Source organism: Bacillus cereus group sp. MG1 (assembly GCF_040460035.1).
Lineage (GTDB): Bacteria > Bacillota > Bacilli > Bacillales > Bacillaceae_G > Bacillus_A > Bacillus_A cereus.
Genome location: NZ_JARVGY010000001.1, coordinates 263,310 through 280,555, shown reverse-complemented (window position 1 = coordinate 280,555; position 17,246 = coordinate 263,310). Strand labels below are relative to the sequence as shown.

The window sequence follows — 17,246 nt, the reverse complement described above, 5'->3', positions numbered from 1 at the left end:
GCATGATTAAAACAAATGAAATTAAGCAAAAAGATGCATTATTAGAAGAGATTACCGATTATGTATTAAATAAAGAGGTTACTAGTGCAGAAGCATTCAGTACAGCTCGTTACGTATTACTTGATACACTTGGATGTGGAATTTTAGCACTGCAATATCCAGAATGTACGAAATTACTAGGACCAGTTGTGCCAGGAACAATCGTGCCAAATGGTACACGTGTACCAGGTACGTCTTATGTACTAGATCCAGTAAAAGGTGCATTTAATATCGGATGTATGATCCGTTGGTTAGACTATAACGATACTTGGCTTGCAGCAGAGTGGGGACATCCATCTGATAACCTAGGCGGAATTTTAGCAGTTGCAGATTATATTAGCCGTGTTCGTATTTCAGAAGGAAAAGAAGCTTTAAAAGTACGTGAAGTATTAGAAATGATGATTAAAGCACATGAAATTCAAGGCGTGCTTGCTTTAGAAAACAGCTTAAACAGAGTTGGTCTTGACCATGTATTATATGTAAAAGTAGCAACAACTGCAGTAGTTGCGAAAATGCTTGGCGGAACACGTGAAGAAATCTTTAATGCATTATCACATGCGTGGATTGATAATTCTAGTCTTCGTACATATCGTCATGCTCCAAATACGGGCTCACGTAAATCATGGGCTGCAGGTGACGCAACGAGCCGCGGTGTTCATCTTGCAATGACTGCTCTAAAAGGTGAAATGGGTTATCCAACAGCATTATCTGCGCCAGGATGGGGATTCCAAGATGTATTATTCAATAAACAAGAATTAAAATTAGCAAGACCACTAGAGTCATATGTAATGGAAAATGTATTATTTAAAGTGTCATATCCAGCAGAATTCCATGCACAAACGGCTGCAGAATGTGCAGTGAAGTTGCATCCGGAAATTAAAGAGAGATTAGATGAAATTGACCGTATTACAATTACAACTCATGAATCAGCAATTCGTATTATTGATAAAGAAGGTCCATTAAATAACCCAGCTGATCGTGATCATTGCTTACAATACATTACGGCAATTGGTTTATTAAAAGGAGATATCGTTGCAGACGATTATGAAGATGCAGTAGCAAACGATCCACGTGTAGATGAATTACGTAATAAGATGGTTGTTGTTGAAAACAAACAGTACAGTTTAGATTACCTTGACCCGAACAAGCGCTCAATCGCCAACGCTGTTCAAGTTCACTTTAAAGATGGCACAGTAACAGAAAATGTGGAATGTGAATATCCACTTGGTCACCGCTTCCGTAGAGACGAAGCAATTCCAAAAGTTGTTCAAAAATTCACTGCAAATATGGCAGGTCATTATTCTAGTAAGCAACAAGAACAAATTCATGAAGTTTGTTTAAATGAAGAAAAACTAGAAAATATGAATGTAAACGAATTTGTAGATCTATTCTTAATTTAATAATAGGGGGAATTTAGAATGGCTTGGGTTGTGAAAAAGCAGTCAACACAAGAGGAGCTTGCGAATCGATTCCGAGCTTTAGTAGAAGCAAATGAAATTTTGCAAATTCCAGGTGCTCATGACGCAATGGCGGCTTTAGTTGCAAAAAATACAGGTTTTTCAGCTCTTTATTTATCAGGAGCTGCTTATACTGCAAGTAAAGGCTTACCAGATTTAGGTATCGTGACGTCTACTGAAGTGGCTGAGAGAGCAAGAGATTTAGTAAGAGCTACAGACTTACCTGTTCTTGTTGACATTGATACAGGATTTGGTGGTGTACTAAATGTGGCGAGAACAGCTGTAGAAGTGGTGGAAGCGAAAGTAGCAGCTGTCCAAATTGAAGATCAGCAATTACCAAAAAAATGTGGACATTTAAATGGTAAGAAACTTGTTACTACAGAAGAATTGGTTCAAAAAATTAAAGCGATTAAAGAAGTTGCACCGAGCTTATACATTGTAGCACGTACTGATGCTCGCGGCGTTGAAGGATTAGATGAAGCAATTGAAAGAGCAAATGCATATGTAAAAGCAGGTGCAGATGCAATTTTCCCTGAAGCGCTTCAATCAGAGGAAGAATTCCGTCTATTTAATAGTAAGGTAAATGCACCTTTGCTTGCGAATATGACTGAATTTGGAAAAACTCCATATTATAGTGCAGAGGAATTTGCGAATATGGGCTTCCAAATGGTTATTTATCCTGTAACTTCACTTCGCGTTGCAGCGAAAGCGTATGAAAATGTGTTTACTTTAATTAAAGAAACAGGCTCTCAAAAAGATGCACTTTCTAATATGCAAACGAGAAGTGAATTATACGAAACAATTTCATATCATGACTTTGAAGAGTTAGATACTGGTATTGCAAAAACAGTATTATCAGAAGATCAATAGATAAAGCAGCGAAGGCGATGAAAATACATCTTTGGCAAAATAAAATGCTTGATGTGAAAAATCATCGCCTTCTATTTTCAAAAAAGATATTCCACTCATCGTAGACGAGCATAAGCAAAAAGCTATGAAAGCCGAATGATAGGGGGATACATATGGAGAAAACGAAGTTACCATGGGATGAATTTTTTTCACTTAATAAAGATATAAATCATACTTACTTTACACCAGAAGATTTTTCAGGTGATGAAGATTTAATCGCAAAAACGACAGAACAATTCGTTAAACAAGAAATTGTTCCACAAATGGAGAATATTGAACAACATAACTATAAAGTTTCTCGTCAATTATTTGAGAAAGCTGGGGAACTTGGATTATTAGGCATTGAGGTACCAGAAGATTATGGCGGGTTCGAGTTAGGAAAGGCTGTCTCAGGTCTTGTAGCAGAGAAAATGGGGTACGCTGGTGCGTTTAGCGTTTCTTTTAATATACACGCTGGTGTCGGTACATTGCCTTACATATATTATGGAACGAAAGAGCAAAAAGAAAAATATTTACCGAAAATCGCATCGGGAGAATGGATTGGGGCTTATGCTTTAACGGAGCCAAATGCTGGTTCGGATGCATTAAGTGCAAAAACAAGCGCCGTATTGAATGAAGAGGGAACAGCTTGGAAGTTAAATGGTGAGAAGCAATGGATTACAAATGCTCATATGGCAGATGTATACGTTGTTTTTGCGAAGACAAATAAAGGAATGACAGCGTTTATTGTCGAAAGAACATGTGAAGGTGTATCTATTGGATTAGAAGAAAAGAAAATGGGGATTAAAGGTTCTTCAACAGCGACTCTTATTTTAGAAGATGTTGTCATCCCTGCTGAAAATGTTTTAGGGGAAGTTGGGAAAGGGCATCACGTAGCCCTTAATATTCTTAACTTTGCTAGACTTAAACTTGCTTTTGGAAATATTGGAACAGCAAAACAAGCAATTGGTTTGTCGGTTCAATATGGAAAAGAGCGAAAACAGTTCCAAACGGAATTAGTAGACTTTACGATGATTCAAGAGAAAATTGCAAATATGATTATTGCTACATATGGAGCCGAAAGTGCAGCTTATCGTACAGCAGGTGTAATCGATGAAGCAATTCATGAGAGCGATGAAGATCTTATGAAGAAAATGTCCCAATTTGCAATTGAATGTGCACTGAATAAAGTAAATGCTTCTGAAACACTTGCTTATATCGTAGATGAAGCTGTACAAATTCATGGTGGTTACGGTTATATGCAAGAGTATGAGGTAGAACGATTATATCGTGATGCAAGAATTAGTCGTATTTTTGAAGGAACGAACGAAATTAATAGATTAACAGTTGCTAAAATGTTAATGAAGCAAATCGAACAATTAGAAGACACTGAAGTAGAAAGTAATGTAGCAAATGTAGAAAGAAACCATCGTTACATTTTATTAGCGAAAAAATTGTTGAAACAATCTTTGAAAACGCTCTCTAAAACTCCAGGTCTAAAAATTGACCAAGAACAAGAATATTCACGTGTAATATCAAATATGTTGACGGACGTGTACATCATGGAATCAGCGTTTTTACGTACGAGAAAAGCAGTACGTAAAAATGGAGAGGAAAAAGAACGTACGAAGCAACTCATAACGGATGTTATTTGTGAAGAAGGATACCGTAAAGTAGAAGAAGCGGCGATTTCTGTACTTTCAGCAGCTGTCACAAAAGAACAAGATAGACATGTGATTTTAGCTGAAATCCGTCAATTATTAGTGCCTTTATACACGAACGTATTTACGAAGAAGAGAGAAATTGCGAAAGCTATTATAAATCGCGGGAAATATATTGTGTAAATAGGAGGAAAGCGATATGAAAAAGATTGGTTTTATCGGTTTAGGTAACATGGGCCTTCCAATGTCAAAAAATCTAGTTAAATCAGGTTACACAGTATATGGCGTGGACTTAAATAAAGAGGCGGAAGCGTCCTTTGAAAAAGAAGGCGGAATTATCGGTCTATCAATCTCAAAACTAGCAGAAACATGTGATGTAGTTTTTACAAGTTTACCTTCACCTCGCGCTGTTGAAGCGGTATATTTTGGAGCAGAAGGATTATTTGAAAATGGTCACTCGAATGTAGTTTTCATTGATACAAGTACGGTATCGCCGCAGTTAAACAAACAGTTAGAGGAAGCTGCAAAGGAAAAGAAAGTAGACTTTTTAGCAGCACCTGTGAGCGGTGGTGTAATCGGAGCCGAAAACCGTACATTAACGTTTATGGTTGGTGGATCAAAAGAGGTATATGAGAAAACGGAATCTATCATGGGCGTACTAGGCGCGAACATTTTCCACGTTAGTGAGCAGATTGATAGTGGTACAACTGTTAAGTTAATTAATAACTTATTAATTGGTTTTTATACAGCTGGTGTGAGTGAAGCTTTAACATTAGCGAAAAAGAACAATATGGATTTAGATAAAATGTTTGATATTTTAAATGTAAGTTACGGTCAAAGTAGAATTTATGAACGTAATTATAAAAGTTTTATAGCGCCTGAAAACTACGAGCCAGGATTTACTGTGAACTTATTGAAAAAAGATTTAGGATTTGCAGTTGACTTAGCTAAGGAAAGCGAACTCCATTTACCGGTAAGCGAAATGTTATTAAACGTATATGACGAAGCGAGTCAAGCTGGATATGGTGAAAACGATATGGCTGCTTTATATAAGAAAGTTAGCGAGCAATTAATTTCTAATCAAAAATAAATTATACAAAGGAGAGAATACAATGATTACAACTGAAATTAAACGAGTAAAAAATCACATTAACGGTGAGTGGGTTGAATCGACAGGTACGGAAGTAGAAGCAGTTCCAAATCCAGCGACTGGAAAAATTATCGCTTACGTTCCACTATCTCCAAAAGAAGATGTTGAAAAAGCTGTTGAAGCGGCAAAAGCAGCATTCGAAACATGGTCTAAAGTACCAGTTCCAAATCGTTCAAGAAATTTATATAAATATTTACAGCTATTACAAGAAAATAAAGATGAGCTTGCAAAAATCATTACGCTAGAAAATGGTAAGACGCTAACGGATGCAACAGGTGAAGTGCAACGTGGTATTGAAGCGGTAGAACTTGCAACATCTACGCCAAATTTAATGATGGGTCAAGCACTTCCGAATATCGCTAGCGGAATTGATGGATCGATTTGGCGCTACCCAATCGGAGTTGTTGCTGGTATTACGCCATTTAACTTCCCGATGATGATTCCGTTATGGATGTTCCCACTTGCAATTGCTTGCGGTAATACATTCGTATTAAAAACATCTGAAAGAACGCCACTTTTAGCGGAGCGACTTGTAGAATTATTCTATGAAGCAGGTTTCCCAAAAGGCGTATTAAATTTAGTACAAGGCGGAAAAGATGTTGTAAATAGCATTTTAGAAAATAAAGATATTCAGGCTGTTTCGTTCGTTGGCTCTGAGCCGGTAGCTCGTTACGTATATGAAACAGGTACGAAACACGGAAAACGTGTACAAGCGTTAGCAGGTGCGAAAAACCATGCGATTGTAATGCCAGATTGCAATCTTGAGAAAACAGTACAAGGTGTAATTGGATCTGCATTTGCAAGTAGTGGAGAGCGCTGCATGGCATGCTCAGTAGTAGCAGTAGTGGATGAAATTGCTGATGAATTCATTGATGTATTAGTAGCAGAAACGAAAAAATTAAAAGTAGGCGATGGCTTTAACGAAGAGAACTATGTTGGACCATTAATCCGTGAATCTCATAAAGAGCGCGTTTTAGGCTACATTAATAGCGGTGTAGCAGATGGGGCAACTTTATTAGTAGATGGCCGTAAAATTAATGAAGAAGTTGGAGAAGGTTACTTTGTAGGTGCGACAATCTTTGATGGCGTGAATCAAGAAATGAAAATTTGGCAAGATGAGATTTTTGCTCCAGTATTAAGCATTGTACGAGTTAAAGATTTAGAAGAAGGTATTAAACTAACAAATCAATCTAAATTTGCAAATGGTGCAGTTATTTATACATCAAACGGTAAACATGCACAAACGTTCCGTGATAATATCGATGCTGGTATGATCGGTGTAAACGTAAATGTTCCAGCACCAATGGCATTCTTCGCATTTGCAGGAAATAAAGCGTCATTCTTTGGTGATTTAGGTACAAATGGCACAGATGGCGTTCAATTCTATACACGTAAAAAAGTTGTAACTGAGCGCTGGTTTTAATATAAAATAAACAGCCAAATTAGTTATTAAATGAAAACCACCACTATTAATAGTGGTGGTTTTCATCTTGTTAATTACTTTTTTTAAAAGCAAGTTTAATACCAAAACCAATTAAGAAGACTCCTGTTAGCCCTTGAATATAACGTTGCGTCTTCGGTTTTTTCATAAAAGCACTAATTTTATCAATTAAAAATATATAAAAAGCGAACCAAATGGCTGTTAAAACGAGGTAAGTAAGGCCCATTACGAGTAGTTGGATAAACGTATTATGATTTGGATTTAAAAATTGCGGTAAAAACGTTAAAAAGAATACTGCAACTTTAGGGTTTAATAAATTCGTAAGAAACCCTTGTCGAAAGCAAGAGGTGTGTTCATCTTCATTATTCAAAGATATATCGTTCGTATCAATGCCTTCTTTATTTCTTACTGCTAAAAGGGCTTTAATACCAATATAAATTAAATATAGAGCCCCAACGTACTTGAAAATAGAAAATAAAAGAGCTGACTTTACAATAAGTGCAGAAAGACCAATTACAGCAGCTAAAGTATGAATTAATAGTGCAATACATGTACCAAACACTGTTTTCACTCCACCGACTTTACCAGCAACCAATGTATTTTTCGTAGCCATTGCTGTATCTGGACCAGGTAAAATGATAAGGCAAATAGACATAATGATGAAAAGAAGATAATTTTCTATCATAGCCGCCCCTCCTTTTTATTTTTAGAATATTTGATTAAAATCAGTGTAGCACAAAAATGGATTTAATAAAATTAAATTTTGTTAAAAATAATTAAATAAAAAAGGCTATATAGTAGCTGTAATTACACTACTATATAGCTTCGATTTTATACCGCTATTTGCGGGTAGTAAGATTTTCACCGCACAAGATTTAGCTGAAGCAAAGAAGTTAGGTAGGGGATGAACAAAACATCCCCTCATGACAATTTCATTTTATGCATTAAGTAAGTTAAAGAAACGATTCACATCTTCTTCTGAAACGTCACTTAACTGTTTATATTTATAATTCGGATTTTGATCTTTATCAACGACAACGGAGCGTACTCCCTCAAAGAAATCTTCATGTCTCATGAAATTTTTAGCAAGTATAAGGTCCGTAGCGAAACATTCTTCAACGGATTTATCTTTTCCATCAATAAACTGTTTTAATGTTACTTTTAGTGAAATAGGGGATTTTGATAACAGTGTTTCTTTCGTTTTTAGAGCAAAGGAACTTTCATCTTTCTCCAATGAATGGATGATTTCTTCCATTGTATCGAAAGCAAAATGTGAATTGATTACTTCTAATGAAGGAGCAAGCTCGCTTTCTAAGTTTGGAGCAGTTGCAAATGTACGAATAACTTCTTTTAAATTAGTATGTACATCATCTTCTTTATGCCAATTTACACTTTCAAGTTCAGTAAGAAACTCTGGTAATGAATCAGATGTCATAAAGTAATCAGCAGCATTAATAAATAATACGTCAGAAGCTTTTAAAATAGATGCTGTTAAAGCAACGAATCGTCCTGTATATCCAGGCGCTTTATTTAAGAAATGTGCAGCTCCGACGTCTGGGAAGAAGCCAATATTCATCTCTGGCATTGCCCATTTCGTACGCTCAGTTACAATGCGATACTTCGCACCATTTGTAAGACCGACACCACCGCCCATTACAATTCCATCTAAACAAGCAATAATCGGTTTTGTATATTGATAAATATATGTATCAATTTCATACTCTTCTTCAAAAAAACGTTCTGCATGTTGCAATGCCACTTCATTGGAACGCGCTTCATAAAGAGTTTTAATGTCGCCGCCTGCACAAAAACCTTTTGTGCCAGCTCCTTTTAACACGATAAGTGCAATACGCTCATCGTGTTCCCACTCTTTAAGTTTTTGTCCGATAGGTTGTAACATGTCATAAGATAAAGAATTAAGTGCTTTTGGACGGTTTAAAGTAATTGTCGCAACGCCGTTTTCACTAACAGAAAATAAAACTTGTTCAGTCATAATGCATCCTCCCTTACATATCTTCTTATTCTTAATTCTTGATATGTACTGAAATGTCCTTTATAAATTTTGTCAAAAGTTGACGGTAAATATTAATTTGGTCACTGCATATTTTGACGAGTTATCTTTGCAGGATTTCAGAGACTGAGGGGGAATATTACAACATTACTGTAAGTGTAATTATTTGAAGTTATAATGATAAAAGCGCTATTATATAGGTGTGAAATGTTCATTATCAATTCTAAAAGTGTGTTTGAAGAAAAAATAAATCGTACAATTGTAATAAAAAATTTTACACTGAATTAGAAATAGAGAAAGGAGAAATCGGAATGCCAGGACCTTTACTATTGTCGGTTATTATTTTGTCTTTTTTAATGATAGGAATAACGCAGTATTTTCATCATACAGATACGACAGAAGAAGTGAAGGATAAAGTACGTCTCGTATTTCCGATTTTTATAATATCTATTTCATTCTGTATTTTATTAAATAAAGATGGCTACATTGTCGCAGTGTTCTCATTTTTCGTCGCAATCGTTTTAATTACCGTTTTATATTATGTAATGAAAGACTTTATACAAAAATAAAGGTGTCATAATAGGCATTTTTATTTTGGAGAAAATATAAAATTTCACATACCGTATTTTATATAAAATACATGAAGTATATAACAATAGAAAAGTGTGTACTTTGCTGTGTATGTACTTGTCAATCTTGCATAGCCACTATACTATTAAAATGTAGAGATTATAAAAAGGGGTTGTATCTATCATGAAATTTGAGATGCACACAAAAATTATTTCAAATGAAAAAGAAGTAAGATTACATATTGAAGAAAATATATTTCAATTAATATTGGATGGTTATCACTTATTTACAGTTCAAGAAATATTGCCTTTATATAAATCAAATGAAGAAAGAATTGGAAGTGCAACGATATTGAAGCTAGAGTGGGAGAACGGAAAAACTACAATAAACTATCAACTCGTTTCACTAAAATCAGTAAATTAAAAGGAGTAGAAAAATATGAAGTTATTTCATACAGCGGATTGGCATTTAGGTAAGCTTGTTCATGGCGTGTATATGACTGAAGACCAAAAGATTGTATTAGATCAGTTTGTACAGGCTGTTGAAGAAGAAAAACCAGATGCTGTAATTATTGCAGGGGATTTATATGACCGAGCAATTCCACCTACAGAAGCAGTAGACTTATTAAATGATGTGCTGCAAAAAATAGTTATTGATTTACAAACACCAGTTATTGCGGTAGCTGGTAATCATGATAGTCCGGATCGTATCCATTTTGGAAGTAGTTTAATGAAAAAACAAGGATTACATATTGCAGGTCAATTTCAATTCCCGTATGAACCTGTCGTACTAAATGATGAATATGGAGAGGTTCACTTCCATCTAATACCGTATGCAGACCCAAGCATAGTAAGGCACGTGTTGAAAAATGAAGACGTACGTTCTCATGATGATGCGATGCGCATTTTTATGAATGAGCTCTCTGAAACGATGGATAAAGAAGCTAGACATGTATTTGTTGGACATGCATTTGTAACTTCTTCAGGAGAAGCGGAGGAGAATACAAGTGATGCAGAAAGACCACTTTCAATTGGTGGTGCTGAATATGTAAATAGTCATTATTTTGATAAGTTTCATTACACAGCGCTTGGACATTTACATCAAGCGCATTTCGTACGTAATGAGACGATTCGATATTCAGGTTCACCACTTGCCTATTCAATTTCTGAAGAGAAACATAAAAAAGGTTATTACATTGTAGAACTGAATGAAACTGGTGAAGTAGCAATTGAAAAAAGGTTACTTTCACCACGTCGTAAAATGCGAACAGTAGAAGCAAAAATAGATGAATTATTACAGCACCCAGCAAGTGAAGATTACGTATTTGTAAAATTATTAGACGAAAACCCTGTCTTACAGCCAATGGAGAAAATACGATCTGTATATCCAAATGCAATGCACGTTGAAAGAGCGATGCAAAGACGAGAACTCACAGATACAAATGAAGTAACTGTTTCAAGACATAAAACGGATGATTTATCTCTTTTAAAGGCTTTCTATAAAGAAATGAAGGGGTTAGATTTATCAGAAGAGAAAGAACGCCTATTTATAGATGTATTACAAACAGTGCAAGAATGGGAAGGTGAACGAGGATGAGACCGATTCAGCTTATTATGACAGCATTCGGGCCATATAAACAGAAAGAAATAATCGATTTTGAAGATCTTGGAGAACATCGTATTTTCGCTATTTCTGGGAATACAGGAGCTGGAAAAACAACGATTTTTGATGCGATTTGTTATGTGTTATATGGTGAGGCTAGTGGAGAAGAACGTAGTGATACGAGCATGCTTCGAAGTCAATTTGCTGATGATAATGTTTATACAAGTGTTGAATTAACCTTTCAGTTAAAAGGGAAACGCTATGAAATAAAACGACAACTTGGACATAAAAAACAAGGGAATAAGACTATTACAGGACATGCAGTAGAATTATATGAAGTTATTGATGGAGAAAACGTTCCAGCCGTCGATCGTTTTCATGTAACAGACGTAAACAAAAAAGTGGAAGATTTAATTGGGTTAAGTAAACATCAATTTAGCCAAATTGTTATGTTACCCCAAGGGGAATTCCGAAAACTATTAACATCTGAGACGGAAAACAAAGAAGAGATTTTACGTCGTATTTTTAAAACGGATCGTTATAAATTAATGCGTGAGTTACTTGATCAAAAGAGAAAACAATGGAAAGACGTCTTACAAGAAAAACAAAAAGAGAGAGAGCTCTATTTCCGTAATGTTTTTAAATTACCAATCCGTGATGGAGCATTATTAGAGACATTAGTGGCACAAGAACATGTAAATACGCATCAAGTAGTAGAAGCGTTAGAACAAGAAACAACCGTGTATAAGGCAGAGGTTGAGCAATTACAAGTAGAACAAGATGTTCAAACGAAGCAATTAAAGGATGCAGAAACACGTTTTCATGCAGCAAAATCTGTAAATGAGAAATTTATAGATTTACAACAAAAGAATGAGAAATATAACACTTTACAAGAGAACCGTGCAGCAATTGAAAGGAAAGAAAAATTCTTTAAACGTGCGGAACAAGCAAAGCGCTTATTACCATTTGAACAATGGTATGAAGAAGCGATGGAAAATGAGCAGAAAGCTGAAAGTTTGTTAAAACAGATAATCGTCAAACAAGAACAGATAATGAATAGCTTTGAACTTGCTCAGGAGAAGTATGAAGTAGTAAAGAATAAAGAAGCTGAACGAGAAGAGGCTAAAAAACTTGTTCAAAGATTAGAAGAGTTACAAGCGATCATTGAATCATTAGCTGAGAGAAAGCTGAATTTACAAAATGCCGAAATTCAAATAGGGAAATTAAAAGAAAGTATGCAAAAGTTAGATCAACAACTAGAAGAGCATACAAACCAAAAACAGAGAATGTCTGATGAATTGCAGCAATTAGAACAAGCACTTGAGCAATATGTAGCTAAAGTGGAAGAACTAACGAATATGCGAGAAGATGCAAAAGTTTTAAAACAAGCATATGATGTTTGGCAAGAAAAACAAAAATTCGAGCAAGAAAAAGAAGCGGTAAATAATAAAATGCAAGTGGCAGTTCGTGCATATGAAAACATGGAGCGCCGCTGGTTAAGTGAACAAGCTGGTATATTAGCTCTTCATTTACATGACGGTGAATCTTGTCCGGTATGTGGTAGTACGAATCATCCACAAAAAGCTACAGAGCAAAGTAATGCGATCGATGAAAAAGAGTTAAACGATTTAAGAGATAAGAAGAACATTGCTGAAAAATTACATGTGCAAGTAGAGGAGAAATGGAATTTCTATCAACTACAATATGAACAAGTGATAGAAGAAGTTGTGAAGCGCGGCTACAACTCCGAAAAATTAGTTGAAACATATAGTGCACTTGTTCAAAAAGGAAAACAATTAGCAGCAGACGTTAATACGTTAAAAGCAAGTGAAGAAACACGTAAGCAGATTGCTGCGAACATGAAAAGCGTAGAAGAAAAAATAGAAGAACTTCAGAAACAAAAACGAGAAGTGGAAACAATGCAGCACCGTACAGAAATGGAGTGTATGCAACTTCGTACGTCATATGAACATGATAAACGAAATATTCCAGAAAGCTTACAAACAGTACAAGCTTGGGAAGCGCAGTTTAATCAAGCTATGCAGGAACTTAGGTTAATGGAGGACGAATGGAAGAAAGTGCAGGAAGCGTATCAGCATTGGCAAAATGAAAATATACGTATTCAAGCTGAACAAAAAGGTGCTTCTAATCAATTTGAAAGTGCAAAATTAAAGAAAGAAGAGACTTTTGCACGCTTTATGAAAGAGCTAGAACAAAGTGGGTTTACAGATCAATTCACGTATAAAGAAGCCAAATTAAGCGATGCCGAGATGGAGATGTTACAAAAAGAAATTCAAGGTTATTATTCATCGCTTGAAGTACTTGCAAAACAAATTGAAGAGTTAAACGCAGAATTAAAAGATAAAGAGTATATGGATATTACATCTTTAGGTGAACACATAAAAGATCTAGAAATTAATCTTGATATAATTAAAGAAAAACGTCAACGTGCGCAAAATGCGGTAACATATATTTCTGATTTACATGAAAACATTAGACGTATTGACGAACAAATTCACGAGGAAGAAAAAGCCTTCCAAGAACTTGTTGATTTATATGAAGTAATGAAAGGTGATAACGAAAGTCGTATATCATTTGAACGTTACATCTTAATTGAGTATTTAGAACAAATTGTTCAAATCGCAAACGAACGACTACGTAAATTATCAAATGGACAATTTTATTTAAAACGAAGTGAGCGAGTTGAAAAAAGAAACCGTCAAAGTGGATTAGGTTTAGATGTGTACGATGCATACACTGGCCAAACACGCGATGTAAAAACACTATCCGGTGGAGAGAAATTTAACGCATCACTTTGCCTAGCGCTAGGAATGGCAGATGTCATTCAAGCATATGAAGGTGGTATTACTATCGAAACGATGTTCATCGATGAAGGGTTCGGTTCATTAGATGAAGAATCATTAACGAAAGCAGTAGATGCCTTAATTGACTTACAAAAATCAGGCCGATTTATCGGTGTCATCTCACACGTTCAAGAGCTGAAAAACGCAATGCCAGCTGTATTAGAAGTAACGAAGCAAAAGGATGGGTGTAGTCAGACTAGGTTTGTGGTGAAGTAAGCTTAGAAAATGGAGTAGGGAATCTACCGATACTTTTAGTGTCATATGTATGAATAATAAAACGTCGTCTCTTCATATTGGAGGCGACGTTTTATTTTATAAAATATCTATGAATTATCTGTAGAAGGCGGCGTATTCTCCAAACGATTATAAGTTTTAAAGGCTGAAATTGCTGAGATAACCCCGCCTACTAAAAATAAAGCGGATCCTCCAACTAAGATGATACGACTGACATATGTTTCCCGTGCTTCTTCGACTTCTTCTTGTAACGCTGTAGGCATATGAATCCCCCCTTTATAAAAGTTGTTTTATAAATAGTATATACAAACGCCTAAAATGTGTTAAAATAACTGATGATTTTATGCAGTGGGTAATTAGATGAGTAGGATGCGAGTGGCTAAGTAAATCTTCATCATAAATTTATGTGAACTTCACATAGAGCACATATTAACATTGTATTATGTATATGTACCAAATAAATAAATAAAGTGAATGTAAGTTCTGTTTTCAAAAATTTAAAATCCTTTTATTTCTATATGAAAGTTTTAATCAAGGGTTTTAAAAAATTTGGAAATAGATCTTATGAATATGGAATTCATATAAAAGGGGAATGTCTTATGACAACATATACGAGTGAAATGAGAAAAACTTTAGTTTCAGAAGAAGATGTAGATATTTTAAAAATTATGGCGCATCCAATCCGACTGCAAATTGTAAATGAATTAAGTACGAGAAAAACTTGTAATGTAACACAATTAACAGAGTTACTGAATATTCCGCAATCTACTGTTTCACAACATTTATCAAAAATGAAGGGTAAAGTGTTACGAGCAGAGAGAAGAGGTTTAGAAATTTATTATCATATTAACAATTTAAAAGCGAGTAAGATTGTTAATGTTTTAGGGTATATAAACTAGTGAAATATTTTTATATAAAATAGCCCCTGCTGTTGAGCAGGGGCTATTTTGTGTTGTTTTATGTATTTGTATTTAAAACTTTATAGTTTTTATGATTTACAATTGTTCGATCAAATTCAAAAGTACCACCGCTTACATTTGTAATTTCAACTAAGACCGATTCAGTATAAAGTTTTAATACAGATCCTGTAATCTTTAAATTATTTCGTTGAAAAAGTATAGTATCCCCTACGTTTGCTTTCATAGTACCTCCTCATTAAAGACAGAAATATTTTTTTATTATATATATTAAACCACGGATAGATATATTAGTGAATATTTAGTTTTATTTATTGGAAAAAAATTTGTGATTTTATAAAAAATAAGGTGGATTGAAGTATAAAAAATTTTTCTATTGTATTTAATCAGTAGTTTTTTGTATTTCATCCTTCGTTTTTTGTAACTGATTCCATGTTTTTGACGCTCTATCTTGTAAGTGCTTACATAAACAAAAACATCTTATACAATGAAGGTGTCAAATCAAAAGAGGTGACCAAAATGAACATAAAAAAAGTAAATTTAGCGAATAGCATTGAAATAGAAAGAGGAGGCGGAAAGGTATGAAAAAATCAACTGTTAATCCATGGCTTGTTGTCCTTGGCACAGTTATAGTACAAATGGGGCTTGGGACGATATATACATGGAGTTTATTCAATCAGCCTTTAGTTAGTAAATATGGTTGGAGTCTTAACGCTGTTGCGATAACTTTCTCAATTACTAGTCTTTCTTTAGCATTTTCAACTTTATTTGCGAGTAAATTGCAAGAAAAATGGGGACTTCGTAAACTTATTATGATAGCTGGATTAGCATTAGGACTAGGATTAATACTTAGTTCACAAGCATCCTCACTAATATTACTTTATGTACTAGCGGGAGTTGTTGTAGGTTATGCAGATGGTACAGCATATATCACTTCACTATCAAATTTAATAAAGTGGTTTCCAGAGCGTAAAGGTTTAATTGCTGGTATTTCTGTCTCTGCATATGGTTCAGGTAGCTTAATCTTTAAATACGTTAACGCACAGTTGATTGAATCAGTTGGTGTATCCCAAGCATTTATATACTGGGGTTTAATTGTTACAGCTATGATTGTAATTGGTGCTTGTTTAATCCATCAAGCTGCAGATCAAGGAGCAGTTCATGAAACAAAAACTGAGGAATACACAACGAAAGAAATGTTAGGCACAAAACAAGTATACTTATTATTTATCATGTTATTTACATCATGTATGAGTGGCTTATACTTAATTGGTATGGTAAAAGACATTGGTGTTCAACTTGTAGGACTTAGCGCAGCAACAGCAGCTAATGCGGTGGCTATGGTTGCAATCTTCAATACGTTAGGTCGTATCATTTTAGGACCGTTATCGGATAAAATTGGGCGTTTAAAAATCGTTACTGGTACTTTTGTTGTTATGGCGAGTTCAGTCTTAGTTCTAAGTTTTGTAGATTTAAATTATGGTATTTACTTCGTATGTGTAGCAAGTGTAGCGTTTTGCTTTGGTGGAAATATCACTATTTTCCCAGCTATTGTTGGTGATTTCTTCGGTATGAAAAACCATAGTAAGAACTACGGAATTGTGTATCAAGGATTTGGATTTGGGGCGCTTGCAGGTTCCTTTATCGGTGCACTTCTAGGTGGATTCAAACCAACGTTCATGGTAATAGGTGTATTATGTGTCGTGTCATTCATTATCGCAATTTTAATTCAAGCACCTAAGCAGAAAAAAGAAAAAGAAGAAGAGTATCGCAGCGTAGCATAAGTATATAAATCTTCTATAACAATATGATTACGAAAAAGCATCCTATTCTATTAATTAGGATGCTTTTTTTATGAGTTATTTTAACAAGGTTAAATTACTTTTATGATTTTCATAGATGTAAAAGTGAGTGAAATGCCTATTTGGATTATATTGAAATACAATAAATTGATACATCGTATTCGAAATATATATTAAATCTTAAATGACAAAAAAGACATTCATTAGTATTTGTAAGATATATTTTCAGAAAAATATTGAGAAAATATATACTTGAGTTTTTCATAAAGCATTGTAAATGAACGTATCTCTAGTTTAGTTTCTTCAATTTTAAAAAGAGGACTTTGAATTTTATTTATAATATAAGTACTTTTAATGCGTTTACATATGATTTTATTAAGAAGCATTAAAATGGTTTATCTGAAAAATAAAAAAAGATTGACAAGTTTATTGAGAAACATTATCATTTCGGTGTAAGATGGTAAATGAAAAACATTATCAATAAAATGGATTTTAAAGTAATGCGCACTTGACCAATTAGTTTAGTAAGTGTATTATTTTTTACAACACAACTGATAATGAAAATCAATATCATCGGTGTTACTTAATGAAATTAATGTTTATGTGAAAG

At 34.5% G+C, this 17,246-nt stretch carries 15 protein-coding genes; 11 read left to right on the top strand and 4 right to left on the bottom strand.

Annotated features, from left to right (window positions below):
• Positions 1 to 2: 2 nt before the first annotated feature.
• From prpD to QCI79_RS01290, 5 genes are all read left to right on the top strand, one after another.
• Positions 3 to 1,439, top strand: coding sequence for a 2-methylcitrate dehydratase (gene prpD / locus QCI79_RS01310; protein ID WP_000598123.1), 1,437 nt, complete (start codon positions 3 to 5; stop codon positions 1,437 to 1,439).
• 18 nt (positions 1,440 to 1,457) lie between these two features.
• Positions 1,458 to 2,366 carry a methylisocitrate lyase gene (gene prpB, locus QCI79_RS01305; protein ID WP_021727526.1) on the top strand — a complete coding sequence of 303 codons (909 nt, stop codon included), beginning with the start codon at positions 1,458 to 1,460 and terminating at the stop codon, positions 2,364 to 2,366.
• A gap of 152 nt (positions 2,367 to 2,518) precedes the next feature.
• Positions 2,519 to 4,228, top strand: coding sequence for an acyl-CoA dehydrogenase family protein (locus QCI79_RS01300; RefSeq protein ID WP_000415997.1), 1,710 nt, complete (start codon positions 2,519 to 2,521; stop codon positions 4,226 to 4,228).
• 16 nt (positions 4,229 to 4,244) lie between these two features.
• Positions 4,245 to 5,135: an NAD(P)-dependent oxidoreductase gene (locus QCI79_RS01295; RefSeq protein WP_000719411.1), complete on the top strand. Its 891-nt coding sequence runs from the start codon at positions 4,245 to 4,247 to the stop codon at positions 5,133 to 5,135.
• 22 nt (positions 5,136 to 5,157) lie between these two features.
• Entirely contained in the window at positions 5,158 to 6,618 is a 1,461-nt protein-coding gene (locus QCI79_RS01290; protein ID WP_000633347.1) for a CoA-acylating methylmalonate-semialdehyde dehydrogenase, read from the top strand.
• Between the two features lie 70 nt (positions 6,619 to 6,688).
• Here QCI79_RS01290 and QCI79_RS01285 read toward each other — a convergent pair whose 3' ends face one another.
• Together QCI79_RS01285 and QCI79_RS01280 are read right to left on the bottom strand one after the other, a co-directional pair.
• The gene (locus QCI79_RS01285) at positions 6,689 to 7,321 is read right to left on the bottom strand and encodes a LysE family translocator (RefSeq protein WP_021727527.1); all 633 of its coding nucleotides are present in this window, start codon (positions 7,319 to 7,321) and stop codon (positions 6,689 to 6,691) included.
• 252 nt (positions 7,322 to 7,573) lie between these two features.
• Positions 7,574 to 8,629 carry an enoyl-CoA hydratase/isomerase family protein gene (locus tag QCI79_RS01280; RefSeq protein ID WP_000139774.1) on the bottom strand — a complete coding sequence of 352 codons (1,056 nt, stop codon included), beginning with the start codon at positions 8,627 to 8,629 and terminating at the stop codon, positions 7,574 to 7,576.
• A 329-nt stretch (positions 8,630 to 8,958) separates the two neighbouring features.
• Here QCI79_RS01280 and QCI79_RS01275 point away from each other — a divergent pair, with 329 nt between their 5' ends.
• From QCI79_RS01275 to QCI79_RS01260, 4 genes are all read left to right on the top strand, one after another.
• Positions 8,959 to 9,216: a hypothetical protein gene (locus QCI79_RS01275; RefSeq protein WP_001119404.1), complete on the top strand. Its 258-nt coding sequence runs from the start codon at positions 8,959 to 8,961 to the stop codon at positions 9,214 to 9,216.
• A gap of 184 nt (positions 9,217 to 9,400) precedes the next feature.
• Positions 9,401 to 9,640 carry a DUF2584 family protein gene (locus QCI79_RS01270; protein ID WP_000667346.1) on the top strand — a complete coding sequence of 80 codons (240 nt, stop codon included), beginning with the start codon at positions 9,401 to 9,403 and terminating at the stop codon, positions 9,638 to 9,640.
• A 15-nt stretch (positions 9,641 to 9,655) separates the two neighbouring features.
• Positions 9,656 to 10,813: an exonuclease SbcCD subunit D gene (locus tag QCI79_RS01265; protein ID WP_000765148.1), complete on the top strand. Its 1,158-nt coding sequence runs from the start codon at positions 9,656 to 9,658 to the stop codon at positions 10,811 to 10,813.
• Complete coding sequence (locus tag QCI79_RS01260) at positions 10,810 to 13,899, top strand: AAA family ATPase (RefSeq protein ID WP_001247418.1); 3,090 nt, start codon at positions 10,810 to 10,812, stop codon at positions 13,897 to 13,899. The genes QCI79_RS01265 and QCI79_RS01260 overlap by 4 nt, the downstream gene beginning before the upstream one ends.
• A 107-nt stretch (positions 13,900 to 14,006) precedes the next feature.
• Here QCI79_RS01260 and QCI79_RS01255 read toward each other — a convergent pair whose 3' ends face one another.
• Positions 14,007 to 14,180, bottom strand: coding sequence for a hypothetical protein (locus QCI79_RS01255; protein ID WP_001141667.1), 174 nt, complete (start codon positions 14,178 to 14,180; stop codon positions 14,007 to 14,009).
• Between the two features lie 336 nt (positions 14,181 to 14,516).
• Between QCI79_RS01255 and QCI79_RS01250 the strand changes: the two genes are divergently transcribed.
• Positions 14,517 to 14,816, top strand: coding sequence for an ArsR/SmtB family transcription factor (locus QCI79_RS01250; RefSeq protein WP_000214801.1), 300 nt, complete (start codon positions 14,517 to 14,519; stop codon positions 14,814 to 14,816).
• 58 nt (positions 14,817 to 14,874) lie between these two features.
• On the opposite strand, the gene QCI79_RS01245 is transcribed toward QCI79_RS01250, so the two are convergent.
• Positions 14,875 to 15,060, bottom strand: coding sequence for a YkvS family protein (locus QCI79_RS01245; protein ID WP_000646793.1), 186 nt, complete (start codon positions 15,058 to 15,060; stop codon positions 14,875 to 14,877).
• A 355-nt stretch (positions 15,061 to 15,415) separates the two neighbouring features.
• Between QCI79_RS01245 and QCI79_RS01240 the strand changes: the two genes are divergently transcribed.
• Entirely contained in the window at positions 15,416 to 16,618 is a 1,203-nt protein-coding gene (locus QCI79_RS01240) for an L-lactate MFS transporter (RefSeq protein WP_000750126.1), read from the top strand.
• Positions 16,619 to 17,246 lie beyond the last annotated feature (628 nt).

Coding starts and splice junctions, on each gene's coding strand:
- prpD (WP_000598123.1), top strand. CDS start 3: ATGATTAAAACAAATGAAATTAAGCAAAAAGATGCATTATTAGAAGAG.
- prpB (WP_021727526.1), top strand. CDS start 1,458: ATGGCTTGGGTTGTGAAAAAGCAGTCAACACAAGAGGAGCTTGCGAAT.
- QCI79_RS01300 (WP_000415997.1), top strand. CDS start 2,519: ATGGAGAAAACGAAGTTACCATGGGATGAATTTTTTTCACTTAATAAA.
- QCI79_RS01295 (WP_000719411.1), top strand. CDS start 4,245: ATGAAAAAGATTGGTTTTATCGGTTTAGGTAACATGGGCCTTCCAATG.
- QCI79_RS01290 (WP_000633347.1), top strand. CDS start 5,158: ATGATTACAACTGAAATTAAACGAGTAAAAAATCACATTAACGGTGAG.
- QCI79_RS01285 (WP_021727527.1), bottom strand. CDS start 7,321: ATGATAGAAAATTATCTTCTTTTCATCATTATGTCTATTTGCCTTATC.
- QCI79_RS01280 (WP_000139774.1), bottom strand. CDS start 8,629: ATGACTGAACAAGTTTTATTTTCTGTTAGTGAAAACGGCGTTGCGACA.
- QCI79_RS01275 (WP_001119404.1), top strand. CDS start 8,959: ATGCCAGGACCTTTACTATTGTCGGTTATTATTTTGTCTTTTTTAATG.
- QCI79_RS01270 (WP_000667346.1), top strand. CDS start 9,401: ATGAAATTTGAGATGCACACAAAAATTATTTCAAATGAAAAAGAAGTA.
- QCI79_RS01265 (WP_000765148.1), top strand. CDS start 9,656: ATGAAGTTATTTCATACAGCGGATTGGCATTTAGGTAAGCTTGTTCAT.
- QCI79_RS01260 (WP_001247418.1), top strand. CDS start 10,810: ATGAGACCGATTCAGCTTATTATGACAGCATTCGGGCCATATAAACAG.
- QCI79_RS01255 (WP_001141667.1), bottom strand. CDS start 14,180: ATGCCTACAGCGTTACAAGAAGAAGTCGAAGAAGCACGGGAAACATAT.
- QCI79_RS01250 (WP_000214801.1), top strand. CDS start 14,517: ATGACAACATATACGAGTGAAATGAGAAAAACTTTAGTTTCAGAAGAA.
- QCI79_RS01245 (WP_000646793.1), bottom strand. CDS start 15,060: ATGAAAGCAAACGTAGGGGATACTATACTTTTTCAACGAAATAATTTA.
- QCI79_RS01240 (WP_000750126.1), top strand. CDS start 15,416: ATGAAAAAATCAACTGTTAATCCATGGCTTGTTGTCCTTGGCACAGTT.